This window comes from Actinomycetota bacterium (assembly GCA_030682655.1).
Taxonomy (GTDB): domain Bacteria; phylum Actinomycetota; class Coriobacteriia; order Anaerosomatales; family JAUXNU01; genus JAUXNU01.
Window position 1 is genome coordinate 24,499 of sequence record JAUXNU010000151.1, and the last position, 17,393, is coordinate 41,891.

Below are 17,393 nucleotides of genomic sequence, written 5' to 3' on the forward strand. Positions count from 1 at the left end.
CACCGTGCTGCCGGCTGCGCGACCGGCGCTGCATGGCAGCGCGTCGGCGCTGCGACTCAGAGGGACCCTAGATCCCCTCTGAGTCGGGAAGTTGAGCGGGAATGCGAAGCTCGAAGAGCGAACCGATGCCAGGCTCACTGTGCACGAGCACGAGGTCACCCCCCAGGACCTGCGCAAGGAGACGGGAGACCGAGAGACCGAGACCTGTGCCGGTCGGCTTCCCCACCTCGGGCGTTCGAATCTGGTAGTACCGCTCGAATATCGCATTCTGCTGGTTCGCGGCGATTCCCGCCCCGGAGTCGGCGATCCGAAACACGACCCCGTCCTCGGAGCATTCGGCGTCGATGTCGATCCCCCCGGCGGTCGTGAACTTGGCGGCGTTGCTCAGGAGGTTGTACAGAATCTGTCCGGCTCGACCGCGGTCCGTGAACACGACCGCCGGGGCGGCGCACTCGTGCACGGTCAGTTTGACGCCCTTCTCATCTAGAGAGGCGCGGAACGGTTCGACAGCGTCCTGGATGAGCACGTTGATGTCGAACTCCTCGGGGACGAGCCGCATGTGACCCGTCTCGATCTTCGACAGGTCAAGCATGTCGTCTACGATCGCCAGCAGATGCACACCTGCCCGGTTGACCATGTCGAGTTGGCGGAGCTGCTCCTCGGAAAGCTCTCCAGTCAGACCCTTCAACATGACGCCGCTGAATCCGATGATCGAGTTCAGCGGCGTGCGCAACTCGTGGCTCATGGACGCGAGAAACTCGTCTTTCGCGTGCAACGCCTGGACCAGTTCGTCGATAGACCCGCGCAAATCGCTGGTGCGCTCCTCGATGATGTGCTCCAGACTCCCCTTCACCTGCTCCAGCTCACGCACCGCCTCCTCGAGATCGCGCTCGCGCCAGCCGCGTTCAAGCTGGGCACGAAGTACTGGACCGACTGACTCGGCGATTGACTCGAGGAGGGCGACGACCTGCTCGTCATAGCCGTCCGGGCGATTGGCCACACTGATTTGGCCAATGACCTCGCCGTGATCCTTGATGGCCACCACAGCGTGGCATTTCACCGGGATGTGCCCATCCGGAACACGCGCCGGTTCGTTGGAGAAGCGCGACAGTCCATCCCGAAGACACTCAGCCCAGGTCGCAGCTCCCCACTCGTCACGGAGATACACGATCGACTTCGCGGCAACGCCGCACCCATCCCATACGTCCCCCGCGAACGTAGGAACTATCGAGTTTCCATCGCGATCGATGTGACCGAGTGCCCCGATCTCGCTCCCCGTAGCCTCAAGAATCTCCTTCAGGACCGCTGAGTGCGCCTCGGCGTCTGTCCCCTTCATGAAGATCCGCGCAATCCGGTTGATGACGGCGGCGCGTTCCTCGGCAGCGCGCTCACACGTAACGTCCACAAAGATGCAGTGCGTCTGCCTGAAGGAGCCGTCATCGTTGTGCGCGATGCGCCCGTTGGCCATCCAGCGAACGTGGGCGCCGTCCTTGCGCCTCATGGCGAAGTCGGCGCCGTGGGTCTCTCCGGCCTCCTTGAAATGGGGAAACCGCTCGCGGAACTTCGGAACCTGGTCCTCGGCGAGGAAGTCCCCGAACCAGCGCCCGATAGCCTCCTCCGCAGAGTAGCCGAGACCTTCGAGCCACGCCGGGTTCACTGCGATGATGTTGCCATCCGAGTCGAGAGATTGGTATGGCAGCGGGGCGTTCTCGTATAGAAGACGAAACTCAACTGATGCATCGAGCGCGCGTGACTCCCGTTCGTCCATGGCAGGTCCAATCGCCGCTCAACGCGGCCGGCCCTACAAGCCCCTCCGGCGCGAGTATAGCCCTGCGCGGCTGGCAGCGGCGCGGTAGACTGACGAACGGTGATGCATGGTGCGTAGAGTGGTTACGATAGCCCTGGGCGTGTTCGCGGTGTTCGTCGTCGTGCTGCTCGCACGACCCGTTCGCAAGACCGAACGTTCCGTCCCGGAAGGCGCGGATGTGGACACCGGTCCCGAGTCGCACGACGACACGCTCGCTCCTGCGCGCACGGAGACGCCTGAACCCGTCCTCGGCACAGTCGTTGGAGAGCTACCCGCAACCCTCATCAATCCTGAGATCGTGATATCGAAGTCGTTACGCACGCTCACCGTCATGTCCGAGGGTGCACGTGTCAAGACGTACCGCATCGCCCTGGGACGTGATCCGATAGCGGACAAGCTGAAGGAGGGCGACGGTCGAACTCCAGAGGGCGACTTCTACGTCTGTGGCCGACACTCAGAGACTCGCTACCACCGGACGCTCGGACTCTCGTATCCGAATGAGGAGGACGCCGAACGCGGCAGCGCAGCGGGAATCATCTCGCGGCGCGAGTACACCGACATCGTGCGGGCTATCCGCGCGATGAAACGTCCTCCGTGGCACACCGGACTCGGCGGCGAGATCATGATTCACGGTGGCGGGACGGCGGACGACTGGACTGATGGGTGCATCGCAATGTCTGATGCCGACGCCGAGGAGCTGTTCGCTGCCACGCCACTCGGAACGCCGGTGTGTATCGAGCCGTGAAGCTTCGGAACCCACCACACCGGTGGGCGCCGAAAGACGTGCGATGCGCTTTCGTACCCTGTGACCCAGAAGTGTCACCTATAGCGAGATGTTGCCCTGAGTGAGCTGGTTCACCGGCTCAAGTAGGTCGACGGTGCCGGGCGCGCTATCGTAGAGCAGTGACCCGTCCGGCGAGACAAGCCTCAACCGAATGTAGTCGGGTGCGCGCCGCGTGCCACCATCTCGAACGGTGAAGGTGAATCGAACGGCGCTGCCGTCCTTGGCACGCCCACTCCCGGACACATATGCCTTGCCTGCTGCCACAACCATCCAGTCGAACGACGTCGCGCCAAAGAAGACCCCTGCCTCGCGCGACTCGAACCGGAACAGCCCCTCCGGCACGGTGCTTCCCGCAGGATACTCGACATCCGTTTTGAGCGATGCCTGACACGACAGTGCCGGCTCCTCGACGAACGACCCGACCGGACTGATGTACTTCCCGTTCCCAGATACCGAACCGGCAGAATCGAACACGACAAGTCCAGTCGATACGATTCCGGAGGTATTGCCCGCAGCGTCAGTCGCCCGAATCTCCACTGTGTGCAGCCCCGCTGTGGTGAACGCGGGAACGACCGCAGCCACAGGCTCGACCGGCTCGTCGAACGCCAGATCGATGGCGCTCATTGGGGTCCACGCTCCGTCGTCCACGCGGTACTCGACGGACGAAATGGTAGACGCGCCAGAGGCGGTATCATCGGCAGTGGCGAAGAGCATCACGTCCTGACCCACGCTCGCCACGGCGGGAACAGCGACCGTATCGCGAACCACGGGCGTCTGCACGTCTACATACTCGGTCACCGTGAAGCCATACGTGGCACTTCCGCCGAACGCCTGCCCGGCAAAACCCGAGCCGAACTCCGAGGTCGCACTCACGGCGGCCGCTTGGTCGAGCGCGGCCACGTGAACCTTGTGGGTCCCGTACTCGAGCACCACGGGCGACGCAACGCGCCATCGCACGGACGGACTCCCCAGCCCCTCCACGATCTCGGCACGTTGCCAGGCGACGTCGTTGTCGAGGCGGTAGTACACCCCAACAATGTTCGAGACATACGGCGACCTGAGATCCTCGGCAGTCCCCTCGATGACGGGCTGGGTCGATGTTGTCGCATCGCCCGGCAGAGGCTCAACCGCAACAGCGACAGCCGGTGGTGCCGCGGCATGGGCGACCGACGGCGTCACGAAGCCGAGCGCAACAGGCGCGGGTTCGTCGATGACGGTCACACTGTCACCCGTCCAGTTACCGACGTAGGTCTTGTGCGGCGAGATACCCTCGTTGACGGCGACGGCGTATGGCCGCACGCCGGTGGCAACAGTCGTGGTCGCGAGAGTGTTGGAGATCACCGTGACGTTCGCCGATCCGTAGTTCGTGACGAAGGCCTTGCCGTCCGACGCGTCAAACGCGACCGCGTAGGGATTCGTGCCAACAGGAATCGTCGCGGTGACCGTGTTCGTGTCGGCATCGATCACCGAAACCGTACCGCTGTAGAAATTGGCGACAAACACACGCCTGTTGGCGGAGTCAACCGCAATACCCACAGGCCGATCGCCGACCGGAATCGTGGCAGCAACGGCGTCGGTGTCGTCGATGACCGTGACTGAGTCGCCGGTCTCGTTCGAGACGTACGCGTAGCCGGTCGCCGGATCTACGGCGATCGACTTGGGCGCCGCTCCGACGCCGATCGTCGTGATCACCGTGTCCGTCGTCGGGTCGATCACTGTGACTGTGTTCGCGCTCGCGTCCGCCGCATACAGGCGGTGCCTGCTTGCCGAGGAGAACATCCCGAGAGCCCGTGGAGCCGTACCGACCGCGATATGACCGACGACTGCATTGGTGGTTGCGTTGATGACCGCGATTGTGCCGCTACCGTAGTTGGCGGCGTAGACCTTGGGCGGCGACAGCGTGGGATCGATGGCAAGCGCACGGGGACCCGAGGCGTGAACGGCCCCCGTGTCCACCGCAACGGGCGGGGCGCCCGGCGCTGACTCATCGATGACGGCGACGCACGCCGCCCAGAAGTTCGCTACGAAGGCCTTGGCAGGCGATTGGAGCGAGTCGACCACGATCGAAATCGGGACCGAGAAACTCTCTGGCATCGTGGCCGTCGCGACCACCGAGTCGGACACGCCGTCGATGACCGACACGGTATTGCCGTAGTAGTTGGCGACGTAGACCGCATGACTCACGGGGTTCACGGCAATCGCAACAGGGGCATCGCCTACCGGGATTGTCGCGATCGGGATGTCGGACGGATAGCCGATGCCCACGAGCGAGAGCAGAATGACCGCTACGAACGCGGCGAGTGTCGCCGATCTGCCCAGTCGACGAAGCAGTCTTCCGGACCACATGAAGCATCATCTCCCTCGTCCGGTACAACGGAGTATACCCACGAGAGGGTGCGCCCGCTCTCCTTCGTTTCGGAGGGGTTGGAACACGACGCAACAACCTGTGCCTCACCTACAGCATCTTCCCTGTCGCGAGAAACACGCCGAAACAGCGATGCGGGACCGGTCTTGGCTCCGGCCCCGCATCGGCCACGCACCTGCGTCGCACTTCTCAGCCTACAGGCTAGGGCGTGACCAGGCAGCTTCCGTCCTTGAGCTTCAGCTGCGTGCGGAGCTGATCCGCACCAAAAGCCGCCGTTGGCGCCACAACGAGCGCCATGAGCGCGCACACGAGTGCAAGAGCCACTATCTTGCGCATAGAGGAGTCCCTCCTTTCGACCGCAACGCCCCTCTCGTGGTCGTAACGTCCGAAGAGCGCAACCGGATACCGGCGAGACGCTATCCTCCGGTAGCCCGCACGTGCACACCGGACGATCTCGCGAGAACGCCGGTCTCAGGGTGTGCGAGACCCCCCACTAGCAGAGACGGCCAGAACACGACCGCGGAACCGAAGCCCCACATGAGAGCGCGGAAGAGTCCCGGGCGTTCATCGTCGAATCCTAGGTCGAACAGGTACATGCCTGGAGTTCGACCCAGGAGGACTGATGTGAGCGCAACGTATAGCGCATGCGCGATGCCGATGACGACGAGTATCGAGACGACGAACACCCAGACGGGAACGTAGGCCCGAACGATGGGAAACGGGAAGACGATCACGCCAATCACCACCGCTGCAGCGTAGTCGATCGCGGAAGCAGACCGAACGCGCCCCTGTCGGGCCGGCCCCGTGGTCTGGTACTCAGCAAACCTGCCGTTCACGGACGTTCCTCCCATACCGCAGGCCGACGGGATGCCTCGACAGCCGCGACCAGCGCCGCGACCTCCTCTGAAGTCGTCAAACCTCCGTCATCGGCAAGAAGCAGGCCTTGTGCGGCGGCAAGAACACCTGCACGCACGCCCGCCCGAATCGCCTGCGGCGCACCCGAACGTAGGTCATCGCCGGGCAATCCTCCGATGACCGCGAGACCGGCGGCACGGGCCGACGCGTAGATGGTCTCGAACGTATCGTAGCTCACTCCCCCGACATGAAGCGCCCGAAACCCGGCACTCGCGATTGCACGCATGAAGACGCGTGTGTCGCCGTCGGAGTGCAGCACCGGATCCATCCCGCGCTCCAACGCAGAAGCGGCGAGCCGACCCAGACGCGGAAGCAACTCGGCGAGGACGTGGTCGGGCGCGTACAGCGGGCCATCGAGCACCGCGATGTCCTCGGCAATCACGCAGGCCACCGCCCCGGGGGGAGCCGATGCGACATCGCTCGCCGCCGCCTCGGTCGCACGGTCGAGAGCGTCGGCCAGATCGGGCGCGTGTCTGGCGGTGTCGACCACCGTCTGCGACCAGCCCCTCTCGGCCGCCACTCGTCCGAGAGGGCCGGCGACCGTCCAGAACACCGAGGTCCCGCAGGAACCGACAGCCTCCGCAAGGCTGGTCGCGCCGGGTTCCCAGGCGGGAACGAAGGCAAAGTCCAGCTCGATATCGCAGCATGCGGCGACAAGCCGCAGCTGCCCCAGATGACCCCACATCACGCCGGCGATGGCATCTTCAGGCACGAGCGAGAATCCGACCGCGAGCCCCGAGCCGCCACGCAGCACGGCACGCACGAGGTCACGACTCACGGAGAGTGCATTCCTCATGCTCCCGTGTCCCCTCAGAAGAAGCTCACGCCTGCGGCTACCGCCTCGTAGAATCCCCACATGATGAAGAACGCACCGAGAACGCCAAGCCCGACAGCGAGGAACGACTTGCGCCAGTCCATGTCGAGCATCCACGCGGCAACCGACCCCGAGTAGGCGCCGGTTCCCGGTAGAGGGATCGCGACGAACACGGCGAGGCCCAGCACGCCGTACTTCTCGACGAGGGGATGCGCCTTCTTGCGGACGCTCTCGAGCTTGCGATGGAGCCAAGAGCCCTCGGGAATATGCTCGTAGACCCGCTCCAGAATGAAGAACGTCGGGAAGAAGATCAGTCCGTTCGTGATGAGGATGAGCGGCAGGTACAGCCGCTCGCCCTGCTGGACAGCTAGCCCTATCGCACCGCGCAGCTCAACCCACGGCACCAACGTGAGAACGACGTACTTGACATAGGGAGGCAGACTCGAGGCGAAGTCGATCACTGCCTGAGTCATCGCTCCGACTCCGCCCAGGCGTCCCAGACCTTCTCGACCTCACGGCGCCAGAACGAGACCCGGTCCGACGTGTCGCGCCCGAGTTCCTCTGCGTGGCGGAAGTATCCGTCACCGGGTATGCCGTCGGACACCCGTACGACAACGGAGCCCAGCATGGTGCCGCGGGCCATGTCCTCCATCTGACAGACCTCGCCGAGCATTACCGACAACGCCGAGGAGCGAGGCGACATGCGCCGCCCGGAGATGCGCGTCACGAGGTTCCCGTAGGTGATGGTCTGCCGTTCGCACGCGATCTCAGCCAGCACCGATCGCATCTCGTCGCGGCAGCGGTGCCACTCCTCGGCAGTGAAGCCGTAGCGCGTGCCCCCTGGCATGGAAGTCCTTTCGCGAGACTACATCGGGATTCTATCCCATGCCCACACGCAAGACGGTACCGGCTGCGCAGCGTTGCCGGAAGGATGCCGCTTCAGACACGCGCGCATGTGCCGTAGACCCGGATCAGTTCGCCGAGGTCGGGACCGGGCATCTCCAGGTGATAGCCCTGGCCGAGCGTGAATCCCGCGTCCCTCACTCCCTGCAGGAGACCCTCTGTCTCGACCCACGATGCGACCGCAGTGCGTCCCTGCGACTCGACCAGCGAGCGTACCGCAGTCACGAACTGGCGGCTCTCGCCGTTCGCCGACAGCTCCCGCACGATCGAACCGTCCAGCTTGACCTGGTCGAAGTCGAGCTCGCGCAGCAGCCCAAAGAGACCCAGTCCGGCGCCAAAGTCATCGAGCACGAACCGGCACCCGAGCGGGTGCAGCCGCTTGATCCAGTACCTGGCCGAGGCGAGATTCGCCACGACACACGACTCCGACATCTCAAACGCGATCCGACCAGGGTCGATGTTGCGACGTCGCAGTTCCTGCTCGACGAAACGCGGCAAGGACTCGTCGTCGAGATCGCCGCCGGCGATGTTCATCGACACGACCGCCGAAGGGTGATCGACGAGGGCTTGGAGCAACATCGCCACGACGATTCTCGTCAGTCGCGGCATCAGTCCCAGGCGCTCGATCGTCGTGAGGAACTCCCCTGGCATCAAGAGCGAGCCGTCCGCGTCGATCATCCTCGCCAGCGACTCGAAGTATGCGACACGGCCGTCCGCAAGACGGATGACTGGCTGGTAGTAGAGCATGAAGCGCTTGTGGCCAAGGGCGTCCCTCACGCGACTCGCCATGCGCTCGCGATCCGTCGGTCCGGGCTCGTAGTCAGTGCGAAGCACGATCCTGTTGCGACCCGTCTCCTTGGCTTCGTACATCGCCGCGTCCGCTACGTCCACGAGCGCGCGCACGTCGAGCCTCCCGTCGACCGGCACAAGCCCCGCACTCATCCCGAGCTCATGACGGCGCGCCCCGGAAACGAAATCCTCCTCGGCGGCAGCGCGACGCATACGTTCTGAGATCTCCTGCGCCTCGTCGAGGGTCGTTCGCTCAAGAAGCACGGCGAACTCATCGCCTCCGATTCGTGCCAACAGATCGCCCGCACGAAGATGACGCTGCAACAGGAGCGAGAAGTTGATGAGCGCCTGGTCGCCTTCGAGGTGCCCGAGAGTGTCGTTGTAGCCCTTGAAGTTGTCGAGGTCGAGCAGAAGCAGCATGCCCCCGTCGCCCCGTCGCGCCCGTTGGACCACCCGCTCAAGCGCATTGTCGAACATCCGCCGGTTGGGTAGCCCGGTCAGCGAATCATGGGTTGCCATGAACGCCAGCTGCTCCTCGCGCTGCCTGCGCTCCGTGAGATCCATGCACATGCCAAGGACACCCAATAGGCTGCCGTCAGGTCCGGCATACGGACAGCCGAAGCACGTGAGCCACCGGAACTGTCCATCTGACCGTCGCGCCTGGAACTCGGCGGTGAACGGCACCCGTGAACTGATGGCACGCTGGTACGCGTGACGCAACGCGGAGCGGTCCTCGGCAAGCACGCTATCCAGCCAACCGTCGCCAAGCTGTCCGTCCATACCACGCCCGGTGAATTCGGTCCATGCCGCGTTGGCGTACATGAGACCGCCGGTCTCGCCGACCGCCCATGCGGGAAGTGGGAGACCCTCGAGAAACTCGTGGAACCCCCTGCCATGCGATGAGATGTTGCCGTCCGCGCGCTGTGCATCATGCCCTGCGGACGGTTGTTGGTCTTCCATGAAATACGCACTCCCCCCGGGTGCCTCTCTCCGAGGTCTATCAGATGATTCCCTCATTTACCAGCCCGTACACGATATTCCGGACGACAGACGGCCACGGCCTCTCCAACCGCAGGAATCGGGAAACACGAAGGGTCCGGGAATCCCGGACCCTTCGACATGTGGACTGGTGGAGGCGCGGAGACCCGCTCCCCGACCTTTCGGTCGGACGTGGACTATTCCTTCTACCTGGAATGTCAGACCCCTCTGCTACCTTGATGGCATCAGTCGGGGTCTCCCGGGCAGGAGGGCGTTTGTGGAAGAACTCGAACACGACTTCTTCCACCCTAGTACACCGTGACCTCGCGGCCGTAGGTGCCTATGAGTCTCTAGCCCGCTTACGCCTTTCGACTTCACGGGACGGCGTTGCCATAGCCTTGTCGGCCTTAGGTTTCACCGTTTGAGCCCTCTTTTCACCCGACTGTTACCAGCCGGGGCGACCCTATTTGATCGAACTCCGGTCCACGACACACCCCTGGGAAGCATCTCCAGGCTCAGTCACCTGTTGGCATTCGGTCGAGCCGACGATCGGTGACCCACGTGGCTCTTCCTAGGTGATGAGGTTTCCCTCGCGGCCTATCACCGTCGGCCGTCCGGTAGTCCCCTGAATGACGTCGTTACCGGTAGCGGGGACGCCTACCGGGCGACGTCGCTGCGCTATTTAGGCAGCGAGTGCATAATTATTGTCGACGCTTGAAGGCGTCTTGCCCCTGTTTAACGAGGTAAGGCGACCTCGGCCTGCTTCTTCCCTCAGACGTATCGTGTCGAAACCAGTCGCCCCCACATGTGGCGGCACGAACGACATTGTCAAAGTGCACACGGCGTGTGCCGCGTGAGTGAGTATACCCCGGGAAGCATCAACTGCGCCTGAGAATCGGGCCGCCGGGCCGATGGGTGGGCCCGCTAGCCCTTCTGGCGCTCTCGCAGAGCGCGCTCGGTGTCGCGCTTCTGATCGCGCTCGGCGATGGTCGCACGCTTGTCGTACAGTTTCTTGCCCCGCGCAAGTCCGAGTTCGACCTTCACCAGATTCGACTCGTTCAGATAGATTCTCACGGGCACAAGCGTGACGCCCTTCTCCTTCACATGGCCAAGGAGATAGCGGATCTCCTTCTTGTGCAGCAACAGCTTGCGCGGCCTGTTGGTGTCGACATTCGCCCTGTTGCCGTGGCTGTACGGCGCGATGTGTACGTTGTGCAGCCACACCTCGGCCTGGCGCACGGTTGCGAAGGACTCGCGCAGCGAGGCGCCGTTGGCGCGCAGGGACTTGACCTCGGTGCCGGTAAGCACGATGCCTGTCTCGAAGACCTCGTCGATGAAGTAGTCATGACGGGCCTTCTTGTTGTTGGCTATGTTCTTCTCTTGACGCGGCATAGGACGATGCTTCCGGGACGGAGGACGAGTCGGTTGTGCATCCAACATTCTACCCTGACCGTCCGCAGCGACAGCCCGCAGCACGATATCGATACGCGCGCTACGGCGTGAAGTCGGTGTCCGGCTCGAGACGTCGCACAAAGGCAGCGAGCAGCTTCGCGGCGTTCTCGAGATCGTTCAGGTTGAGAACCTCGCTCGGCGTGTGCATGTAGCGGAGCGGGACACTCACCAGGCCTGCGGCTTTGCCTCCGCGCGAGAGCTGGATGGCGTTGGCGTCCGTGCCTGTTCCGCGCGGCTCGCCGTTGATCTGGTACGGGATCTTCGCGGACTCCGCCGCCTCCACGAGCAGCTCGAAGACTTTTGGATTGACGTTGGCGCCGCGCGTGATGATGGGGCCGAAGCCGCACTTCGCCTCGCCGTACCTGCGCTTGTCCACGTCTGGGTAGTCGGTCGCGTGACCGACTTCGATCGCGATGCCCACGACCGGATCGATCCCGTACGCAGAAGTCGTCCCGCCGCGTAGACCGATCTCCTCTTGCACGGTGGCCGCGGCGATAGCGTCGCCCTTCGCGCCGCCCGCTTTCTTCACGAGCCGCAACACCTCTGCGGCTGCCCAGGCACCCATCTTGTCGTCGAACGCCCGCGACACGGCCATGTCCGTCCCGAACAGCTCGAGACCGACATCGAACGTGATCGGATCGCCGATACGCAGACGCTTCTTGACCTCGTCTCCGGGAAGCCCGAGGTCGATGAACATCTTGTGCATCTTCGTGACCTGCTTTTGCTCGTCTTCTTCGAGCAGGTGGATCGGCATGCGCCCAAGCACGCCGAGAAGCGGGCCTTCCTTGGCATGTACTCGGACGCGCTTGCCGGGCAGTAGGTGTGCGTCGATGCCTCCCACAGCTTTGAAGGCGGCGAAGCCGTCGTCCGTGATGTAGGTGACCATGAGGCCCACTTCGTCGATATGACCGGCCAACATGACGGAGGGACCACCCGCGCTTCCGCGCAGGACCGCATGGACCGAGCCCATCACATTCGTGGTGACCTCGTCGGCGAGCGGAGTGACGTAGTCGCGGAAGACCGCAGCTGCAGGCTGCTCGTAGCCGGACGGCGAAGGGGCTTCGACAAGCTTGCGCAGGAAGTCGAGCGACTGGGAACGCATGGGGTATCTCCTTCTGGGGTAATCGTGGTGACTCACACGACAGCATACGCGAAGAATCCGACATCGGCAGCCGACCGGTGCCTACGCGAGTTCCATGTCGATGCGCCCTTCGGCGACGCTCACGTTGAGGATGCGCACCTGCACGCGCTGTCCCAAACGGTAGGTGCGCCTGTGGTCCTCTCCGATGAGCATGAAGTGCTCCGCATCGAGTCGGTAGTAGTCGTCGGTCATCGCCTGGACGTGTACAAGACCCTCGGCGGTGTTGTCGAGCTGGATGAACAGGCCGAAGGACTGCGCGCCGGTGATGATGCCCTCGAAGACCTCGCCGAGGTGCTCGCCCATGAGCTGCGTGAGCTTCACGCGAACCGACTCGTCCTCGGCGGACTCAGCCTCCCGTTCCATCTGAGAGCAGTGATCCGTGAGCCACTCGAGCTCCTCGGCCATCGAGGCTGTCGGCTCGTCATCGAGCGCGGCAGTGAGCTGCGCGCGCAGGAGACGGTGCACGATCAGGTCCGGGTAGCGGCGGATCGGGCTTGTGAAGTGCGTGTACGCCTGGCTCGCGAGGCCAAAGTGCGGCGCCAGGTAGTCGACGTATCGCGCGCGCTGGAGCGCCCGCAGCATGAGCGAGTTGATGAGCAGAGCCTCGGGGCGGCCTTGCGAGAATGCGATGATCTTCTGGAAGGTCTGCGGCGATGCGCCGTGCACGTCCTGGATGGGGTAGTCGAACTCCTTGAGGATGACCGCGACCTGCGCGAGCGCGTCGGGGTCGGGATCCTCGTGGGTGCGGAAGACCATGGGGGCGCCGGCGCCGGCCATGTGACGCGCCACCGTCTCGTTTGCGAGAATCATGGCCTCTTCGATCATGTTCGTGGCCTGGGTCCGCTTGCGCAGTATGACCTCTACGGGTGTGATGTTGTCCTCGGCGAGCTTGACCTTCGCCTCGACCGTCTCGAAGTCGAGTCCTCCGCGCGCGACCCGACGCTCACCGATGAGACCAGCGACGCGGGCGAACTCACGCAGCACCGGCTCGCTCTCCGCATCCGGGAACGGTGCTTCGCCCTCGAGCCAGCTGCGAACCTCGTCGTAGTTGAAGCGCCGATTGGAGCGCATGACCGAGGGGAAGAGCCGATACGACCGCACCGCGCCGTGCCGGTCGAGATCCATGACGACCGAGAACGACACGCGGTCCTCGCCGGGATTGAGCGAGCAGATGTTGTTGGAGAGCTCCTCGGGCAGCATCGGGAGGACCCGATCGACGAGGTAGACCGACGTGGCCCGCTTGCGCGCCTCGCGGTCGAGCCACGAGTCCCACGGCACGTAGTGACTGACATCGGCGATATGCACGCCGAGTCGCGTTCCGCCCTCGATGCGCTCGATGGTGATGGCGTCGTCGAAGTCGCGCGCGTCCACCGGGTCGATCGTGATCGTGAACCAGTCGCGGACGTCCTCCCGAAGCGACTCGGCAAGCGCCGCTTCGACATCGAGACGCGCGGCGGCGGCCTCCTCGGCCACCTCGGGCGGGAACTCGGTCCGCAGGCCATGCTGCCGGATGATGATCTCGATCTCGAGCCCCGGAGTACCTTCCTGGCCAAGGACCTCCTCGACGACCCCCTGAGCAGACTGGGACCGCGACGGATACGCGGTGAGCCGCACCACCACGATGTCGCCGGTCCTGGCACCGCCCTTGTCCTGCGACGCCACGAACACGTCATGCCGGATCCGTGCGTCGGTGGGAACGACCACGCCGATGCGACCGGAAAGCTCGAAGCGGCCCACAAGGGTCTCGTTGGAGCGCTCGACGACCTTCACGACAACGCCCGATCGTCCCATGCGGCCGTGCCCGGCCTGCGTCCGGACGCTGACGATGTCGCGGTGCATCGCTCCACGCACGTCCCGGGAAGCGATGTACACGTCGCCCTCGGGCGCCTCCACGAACCCGTAGCCCTTGCGATTCATGGTTATGCGGCCAACGACCAACCCACTCTGGCGTGCCTTCTTGAGGTGCTTGTCTCGTCGGCCCACGTGCTCCCCCTTCGCAAGTCATCCAGTGCGAGACTACCGCAAGATGGCCCGCGCGGGCAGGAGCAACGGGTGGTACTATCGAAACACCCCACAAGCGTCCACCGAACCGGGAGTTTTGTATGGATCACAACCGACCACTTGCACCATGCCTCATCGGGAACGGTACGCTGACGAATCCCCGCGACATGATTCGCGCCCTCGAAACACTTGAGGCGCTCGACTACGAGTATGAGATCGACGGACAGACCGTCGCCGAGGGGAGCGCAACTCTCGTCAAGCTGATGGCTGACGGAGACTCCGCGACTCTCGCCGTGAACGGGTGTCTCTTCCTGAACGTCGCGAGCTTCCGCTATCTCGATTTCTGCGTCGAGGGCGACGTCGCGGTGATGCGGCTGTTCGGAGATGGCACGACGCTCACCTTGCGCTCAGACGCCGACGCAGAGAACGCCATCGTGGCACGCGGACAGCTGCGTTTGCTCGAAGAGTCACCGTTCGACCTCGCGTCTTTCGTCATCATGGACGACGAGGACGACGAGGACTGACTCAGGTCCGCGCTAGAACTCGCTCGCAACGATCTCAAGGGCCTTCCTCAGTTGTGTGTCAGTTTTCGGATCGGCCTGCTTCTTCGCCTCCATCTTCACTTCGATGTCAGGCGACAGGCCCACCTTGTCGATCACACGCTTCTTGGGCGTGAGGTAGTGCGCGATGGTGAACTTCACCCCACCGCCGAAGGACAGCCTCTCGACGGTCTGAACACTCCCCTTGCCGAAGCTCTTCTCGCCCACGAGCTTCGCCCGGCCGTAGTCCTGTAGGGCACCGGCGACGATCTCGCTCGCCGATGCCGAGTTGCCGTTGACGAGCACGACTAGCGGCTTGTCGGTGGTCATGTCCCCGGTCGCCCGATGCTCGACTTCCGCACGATTGCGCTCGTCGACGCGGACGATCACGCCGTCCTTCACGAACAGCGACGATATGTCGACTGCGGACTGGAGGAGCCCACCCGGGTTGTCGCGCAGGTCGAGCACGAAGCCCTTTGCGCCCTGCTTCTCGAGATCCTCGATCGCCTTCTGGACCTCCTCGGCGGAACGCATGTTGAAGCCAAGGAGACGCAGGTATCCAACGTCGCCTTCCATGCGGGTCATGAGATCAGGGATTGCGATCTTCTGGCGCACGATGTCGAACGTGAGCTTCTTATCCGTCTCGGGTCTGTACATCTCAACTGTCACAGTCGAGCCTTCGGGACCACGGATGCGTTTCACGACCTCGTCGACTGCCCACTCGGCACGCGTCACACCATCGATGCTGACGATCTCGTCATCGGGCTGGACACCGGCCTCCTCGGCCGGGGTGCCTTTGATGACCGACACCACGTACACGGCGCCGTCGCGCTCGGCGATGGTGACGCCGATTCCGTGGAACTCGCCGTCCGTCTGCTCGTTGAAGTAGCGGAAATGGTCGGGGTTGAAGTACATCGCGTACGGGTCGCCGAGAGAGTCCAGCAGACCCGAGATCGCGCCGGCGGTCCTGGATTCCTCGCTGGACGGCTCGAGTGCTTCGAAGTCAAGCAACCGCTCGGCCTCTTCGATCTTCTCGCCAAGTGAGGACTGCTGCGGCTGCACCCCAAAGACCTCGGGCCAGGTCGGTACCGCTCGGTCAAAGACCACCCCGCCGGCGAACGCGGAGGTAGCGATGACAAGCGCGAGCACGACCGACAGGACGACACGCATTATGCGGCTCATTGGTGTGAGACTCCTTGGACGGCGTCGCGCGTTGTGGGGCGGCGCTAGACTTTCAGATACCTCCGAAGTGCAAAACCTGAGCCAGCCAGGCCGATGAGCACTCCCGCACCGACAAGGATCAGAGAGATCTGAGCGATCGTCCCGCCCGTGACGTCGACCGGCAGGAATGGCAGCGCCTCACGCAAACGGGGCATGATCGCCGCCTGCAATGTGAGTACCGTTAGTATCGCCATCGTCGCGCCGATGAGGCTCTGAATCACGCCTTCCATTAGGAAGGGGGTGCGGATGAACCAGTTCGACGCACCCACGAGTCGCATGATTCCTATCTCCTTGCGACGCGCGTAGATGGCCAGACGGATGGTGTTGTTGATGAAGATGAGGCTGACGACAGCGAGCATCGCGATGAAGACGATCTCGACGATACGGATGACATTGGTGAACGCGAAGAGCTTGTTCACGACCTGCTGTCCGTACTTCAGCGACTCCTCCGGATCATCGGGCCTGTCTGCGACCTTCACGAACAAGCCGTTGGCCTTGATTCTGGCGACCATGCTCTCGACCTCGCGAGGGTCCTTGAGTGTCACGTCGAGGGAGGCCGGCAACGGGTTTTCCTCGAGCTGGTCCAAGATCTCGGGGCTCTGTGCCATCTGCTCCCTGAACTTGTCCAGTGCTTCCTCTTTGGTGGTGTAGTTGACGCCCTCGGCGAGTTCGTCCGAGGAGAGCCACTGCTGGAGAGTCTGCACGTCTTCGGTTGCCGCACCGTCCTTGATGAAGATCTGGATGGTCACCTTGTCTTCCACGGATTGCACGATGTCGGTGACGATGTAGCCGGTCGCAAGCGAGACGCCGACCAGCAGAAGCGACAGGTAGATCGTGATCACGGCACCGAGACTCATGACCCAGTTGCGCTTGAAGTTCTGAACAGACTCCCTGAGGAAGTATCCTGCGTTAGTCGCCATAGCCGTATACTCCCCGGTTCTGATCTCGAATGACGCGACCGCCCTCGAGGGCGATCACGCGCTTGCGCATGGAATCGACCATCTCGCGGTCGTGGGTAGCTACCAGCACGGTCGTGCCGGTCTTGTTGATCCGGTTGAGCAGACTCATGATCCCGAGCGACGTGGCAGGGTCGAGGTTACCTGTCGGCTCATCGGCCAAAAGCAGCGGGGGTCGGTTGACGAACGCTCGCGCGATCGAAACTCGCTGCTGTTCCCCGCCCGAGAGCTCGTCGGGATAGCTCTCCATCTTGTCCTCGAGGCCGACGAGACGCAGTACTTCTGGGACCTGCGTGCGGATAACGTGCCTCGACCTGCCGATGACCTCAAGCGCGAATGCGACGTTCTCGTAGGACGTCTTGTTGGGAAGCAGCTTGAAGTCCTGGAACACGCAGCCTATGTTGCGCCGCAGGTACGGGATCTTCCATCTCTTGAGCCGAATGAGATCCTGGTCGGCAACGACGATCTGCCCGCGCGTGGGCATGATCTCCCTAAGCAACAGCTTGATGAAGGTCGACTTGCCTGATCCGGAGTGACCGACAAGGAAGACGAATTCGCCTCGTTCGATCTCAACATCGATGTCTGCAAGAGCAGGCTTGTCGGCTGAGTACTGTTTCTCAACGCCGCGCATGCTGATCATGTGGCGCATCGCTTTCTACGGGTGGCATCACGGAGGGCCTGTACGAGACCCCGATGGCCAATCTTAGCAAATACCCCACCGGAAGAGT

16 protein-coding genes and 1 other RNA gene are annotated in these 17,393 nt (G+C 63.4%); 2 read left to right on the plus strand and 15 right to left on the minus strand.

Annotation, left to right across the window (positions count from 1 at the left end):
* Positions 1–67 precede the first annotated feature (67 nt).
* Positions 68–1,768 (minus strand): ATP-binding protein, encoded by a 1,701-nt coding sequence (locus tag Q8K99_09645; GenBank protein MDP2182812.1) that lies wholly within the window; start codon positions 1,766–1,768, stop codon positions 68–70.
* 106 nt (positions 1,769–1,874) lie between these two features.
* On the opposite strand from Q8K99_09645, the gene Q8K99_09650 reads away from it, so the two are divergent.
* Positions 1,875–2,552 (plus strand): L,D-transpeptidase, encoded by a 678-nt coding sequence (locus tag Q8K99_09650; GenBank protein MDP2182813.1) that lies wholly within the window; start codon positions 1,875–1,877, stop codon positions 2,550–2,552.
* Positions 2,553–2,630: 78 nt separating this feature from the next.
* On the opposite strand, the gene Q8K99_09655 is transcribed toward Q8K99_09650, so the two are convergent.
* From Q8K99_09655 to rnr, 11 genes are all read right to left on the minus strand, one after another.
* Entirely contained in the window at positions 2,631–4,937 is a 2,307-nt protein-coding gene (locus Q8K99_09655; GenBank protein MDP2182814.1) for a hypothetical protein, read from the minus strand.
* Between the two features lie 220 nt (positions 4,938–5,157).
* Positions 5,158–5,292: a hypothetical protein gene (locus tag Q8K99_09660; protein MDP2182815.1), complete on the minus strand. Its 135-nt coding sequence runs from the start codon at positions 5,290–5,292 to the stop codon at positions 5,158–5,160.
* A gap of 80 nt (positions 5,293–5,372) precedes the next feature.
* Complete coding sequence (locus Q8K99_09665; GenBank protein ID MDP2182816.1) at positions 5,373–5,792, minus strand: hypothetical protein; 420 nt, start codon at positions 5,790–5,792, stop codon at positions 5,373–5,375.
* On the minus strand, positions 5,789–6,649 hold the full coding sequence (locus tag Q8K99_09670) for a hypothetical protein (protein ID MDP2182817.1): 861 nt from the start codon (positions 6,647–6,649) through the stop codon (positions 5,789–5,791). The genes Q8K99_09665 and Q8K99_09670 overlap by 4 nt, the downstream gene beginning before the upstream one ends.
* A 32-nt stretch (positions 6,650–6,681) precedes the next feature.
* Positions 6,682–7,158 carry a small multi-drug export protein gene (locus Q8K99_09675; GenBank protein ID MDP2182818.1) on the minus strand — a complete coding sequence of 159 codons (477 nt, stop codon included), beginning with the start codon at positions 7,156–7,158 and terminating at the stop codon, positions 6,682–6,684.
* Positions 7,155–7,532, minus strand: a complete 378-nt coding sequence (locus tag Q8K99_09680) for a hypothetical protein (protein MDP2182819.1) — start codon at positions 7,530–7,532, stop codon at positions 7,155–7,157. Before Q8K99_09680 ends, Q8K99_09675 begins: the two co-directional genes overlap by 4 nt.
* A 92-nt stretch (positions 7,533–7,624) precedes the next feature.
* Positions 7,625–9,337 (minus strand): EAL domain-containing protein, encoded by a 1,713-nt coding sequence (locus Q8K99_09685; GenBank protein MDP2182820.1) that lies wholly within the window; start codon positions 9,335–9,337, stop codon positions 7,625–7,627.
* Positions 9,338–9,807: 470 nt separating this feature from the next.
* Positions 9,808–10,151, minus strand: a transfer-messenger RNA (tmRNA) gene (gene ssrA / locus Q8K99_09690).
* 128 nt (positions 10,152–10,279) lie between these two features.
* Positions 10,280–10,747: an SsrA-binding protein SmpB gene (gene smpB, locus Q8K99_09695; protein MDP2182821.1), complete on the minus strand. Its 468-nt coding sequence runs from the start codon at positions 10,745–10,747 to the stop codon at positions 10,280–10,282.
* Positions 10,748–10,847: 100 nt separating this feature from the next.
* Positions 10,848–11,909, minus strand: a complete 1,062-nt coding sequence (locus Q8K99_09700) for a M42 family metallopeptidase (protein MDP2182822.1) — start codon at positions 11,907–11,909, stop codon at positions 10,848–10,850.
* Positions 11,910–11,990: 81 nt separating this feature from the next.
* Positions 11,991–13,931 (minus strand): ribonuclease R, encoded by a 1,941-nt coding sequence (gene rnr / locus Q8K99_09705; GenBank protein ID MDP2182823.1) that lies wholly within the window; start codon positions 13,929–13,931, stop codon positions 11,991–11,993.
* Between the two features lie 119 nt (positions 13,932–14,050).
* Here rnr and Q8K99_09710 point away from each other — a divergent pair, with 119 nt between their 5' ends.
* Entirely contained in the window at positions 14,051–14,473 is a 423-nt protein-coding gene (locus Q8K99_09710) for a hypothetical protein (protein MDP2182824.1), read from the plus strand.
* Positions 14,474–14,485: 12 nt separating this feature from the next.
* On the opposite strand, the gene Q8K99_09715 is transcribed toward Q8K99_09710, so the two are convergent.
* From Q8K99_09715 to ftsE, 3 genes are read right to left on the minus strand one after another with little or no spacing between them, the layout of a single operon-like run.
* Positions 14,486–15,670 carry a S41 family peptidase gene (locus Q8K99_09715; protein MDP2182825.1) on the minus strand — a complete coding sequence of 395 codons (1,185 nt, stop codon included), beginning with the start codon at positions 15,668–15,670 and terminating at the stop codon, positions 14,486–14,488.
* Positions 15,671–15,714: 44 nt separating this feature from the next.
* The gene (gene ftsX / locus Q8K99_09720; GenBank protein MDP2182826.1) at positions 15,715–16,629 is read right to left on the minus strand and encodes a permease-like cell division protein FtsX; all 915 of its coding nucleotides are present in this window, start codon (positions 16,627–16,629) and stop codon (positions 15,715–15,717) included.
* Positions 16,619–17,305, minus strand: coding sequence for a cell division ATP-binding protein FtsE (gene ftsE / locus Q8K99_09725; protein MDP2182827.1), 687 nt, complete (start codon positions 17,303–17,305; stop codon positions 16,619–16,621). Before ftsE ends, ftsX begins: the two co-directional genes overlap by 11 nt.
* Between the last annotated feature and the right edge of the window lie 88 nt (positions 17,306–17,393).

What these genes read in the sequence shown, in the direction of transcription:
- Q8K99_09645 (MDP2182812.1), bottom strand. Translation starts at nt 1,768, where the DNA reads ATGGACGAACGGGAGTCACGCGCGCTCGATGCATCAGTTGAGTTTCGT.
- Q8K99_09650 (MDP2182813.1), top strand. Translation starts at nt 1,875, where the DNA reads ATGGTGCGTAGAGTGGTTACGATAGCCCTGGGCGTGTTCGCGGTGTTC.
- Q8K99_09655 (MDP2182814.1), bottom strand. Translation starts at nt 4,937, where the DNA reads ATGTGGTCCGGAAGACTGCTTCGTCGACTGGGCAGATCGGCGACACTC.
- Q8K99_09660 (MDP2182815.1), bottom strand. Translation starts at nt 5,292, where the DNA reads ATGCGCAAGATAGTGGCTCTTGCACTCGTGTGCGCGCTCATGGCGCTC.
- Q8K99_09675 (MDP2182818.1), bottom strand. Translation starts at nt 7,158, where the DNA reads ATGACTCAGGCAGTGATCGACTTCGCCTCGAGTCTGCCTCCCTATGTC.
- Q8K99_09680 (MDP2182819.1), bottom strand. Translation starts at nt 7,532, where the DNA reads ATGCCAGGGGGCACGCGCTACGGCTTCACTGCCGAGGAGTGGCACCGC.
- Q8K99_09685 (MDP2182820.1), bottom strand. Translation starts at nt 9,337, where the DNA reads ATGGAAGACCAACAACCGTCCGCAGGGCATGATGCACAGCGCGCGGAC.
- smpB (MDP2182821.1), bottom strand. Translation starts at nt 10,747, where the DNA reads ATGCCGCGTCAAGAGAAGAACATAGCCAACAACAAGAAGGCCCGTCAT.
- Q8K99_09700 (MDP2182822.1), bottom strand. Translation starts at nt 11,909, where the DNA reads ATGCGTTCCCAGTCGCTCGACTTCCTGCGCAAGCTTGTCGAAGCCCCT.
- Q8K99_09710 (MDP2182824.1), top strand. Translation starts at nt 14,051, where the DNA reads ATGGATCACAACCGACCACTTGCACCATGCCTCATCGGGAACGGTACG.
- Q8K99_09715 (MDP2182825.1), bottom strand. Translation starts at nt 15,670, where the DNA reads ATGAGCCGCATAATGCGTGTCGTCCTGTCGGTCGTGCTCGCGCTTGTC.
- ftsX (MDP2182826.1), bottom strand. Translation starts at nt 16,629, where the DNA reads ATGGCGACTAACGCAGGATACTTCCTCAGGGAGTCTGTTCAGAACTTC.
- ftsE (MDP2182827.1), bottom strand. Translation starts at nt 17,305, where the DNA reads ATGATCAGCATGCGCGGCGTTGAGAAACAGTACTCAGCCGACAAGCCT.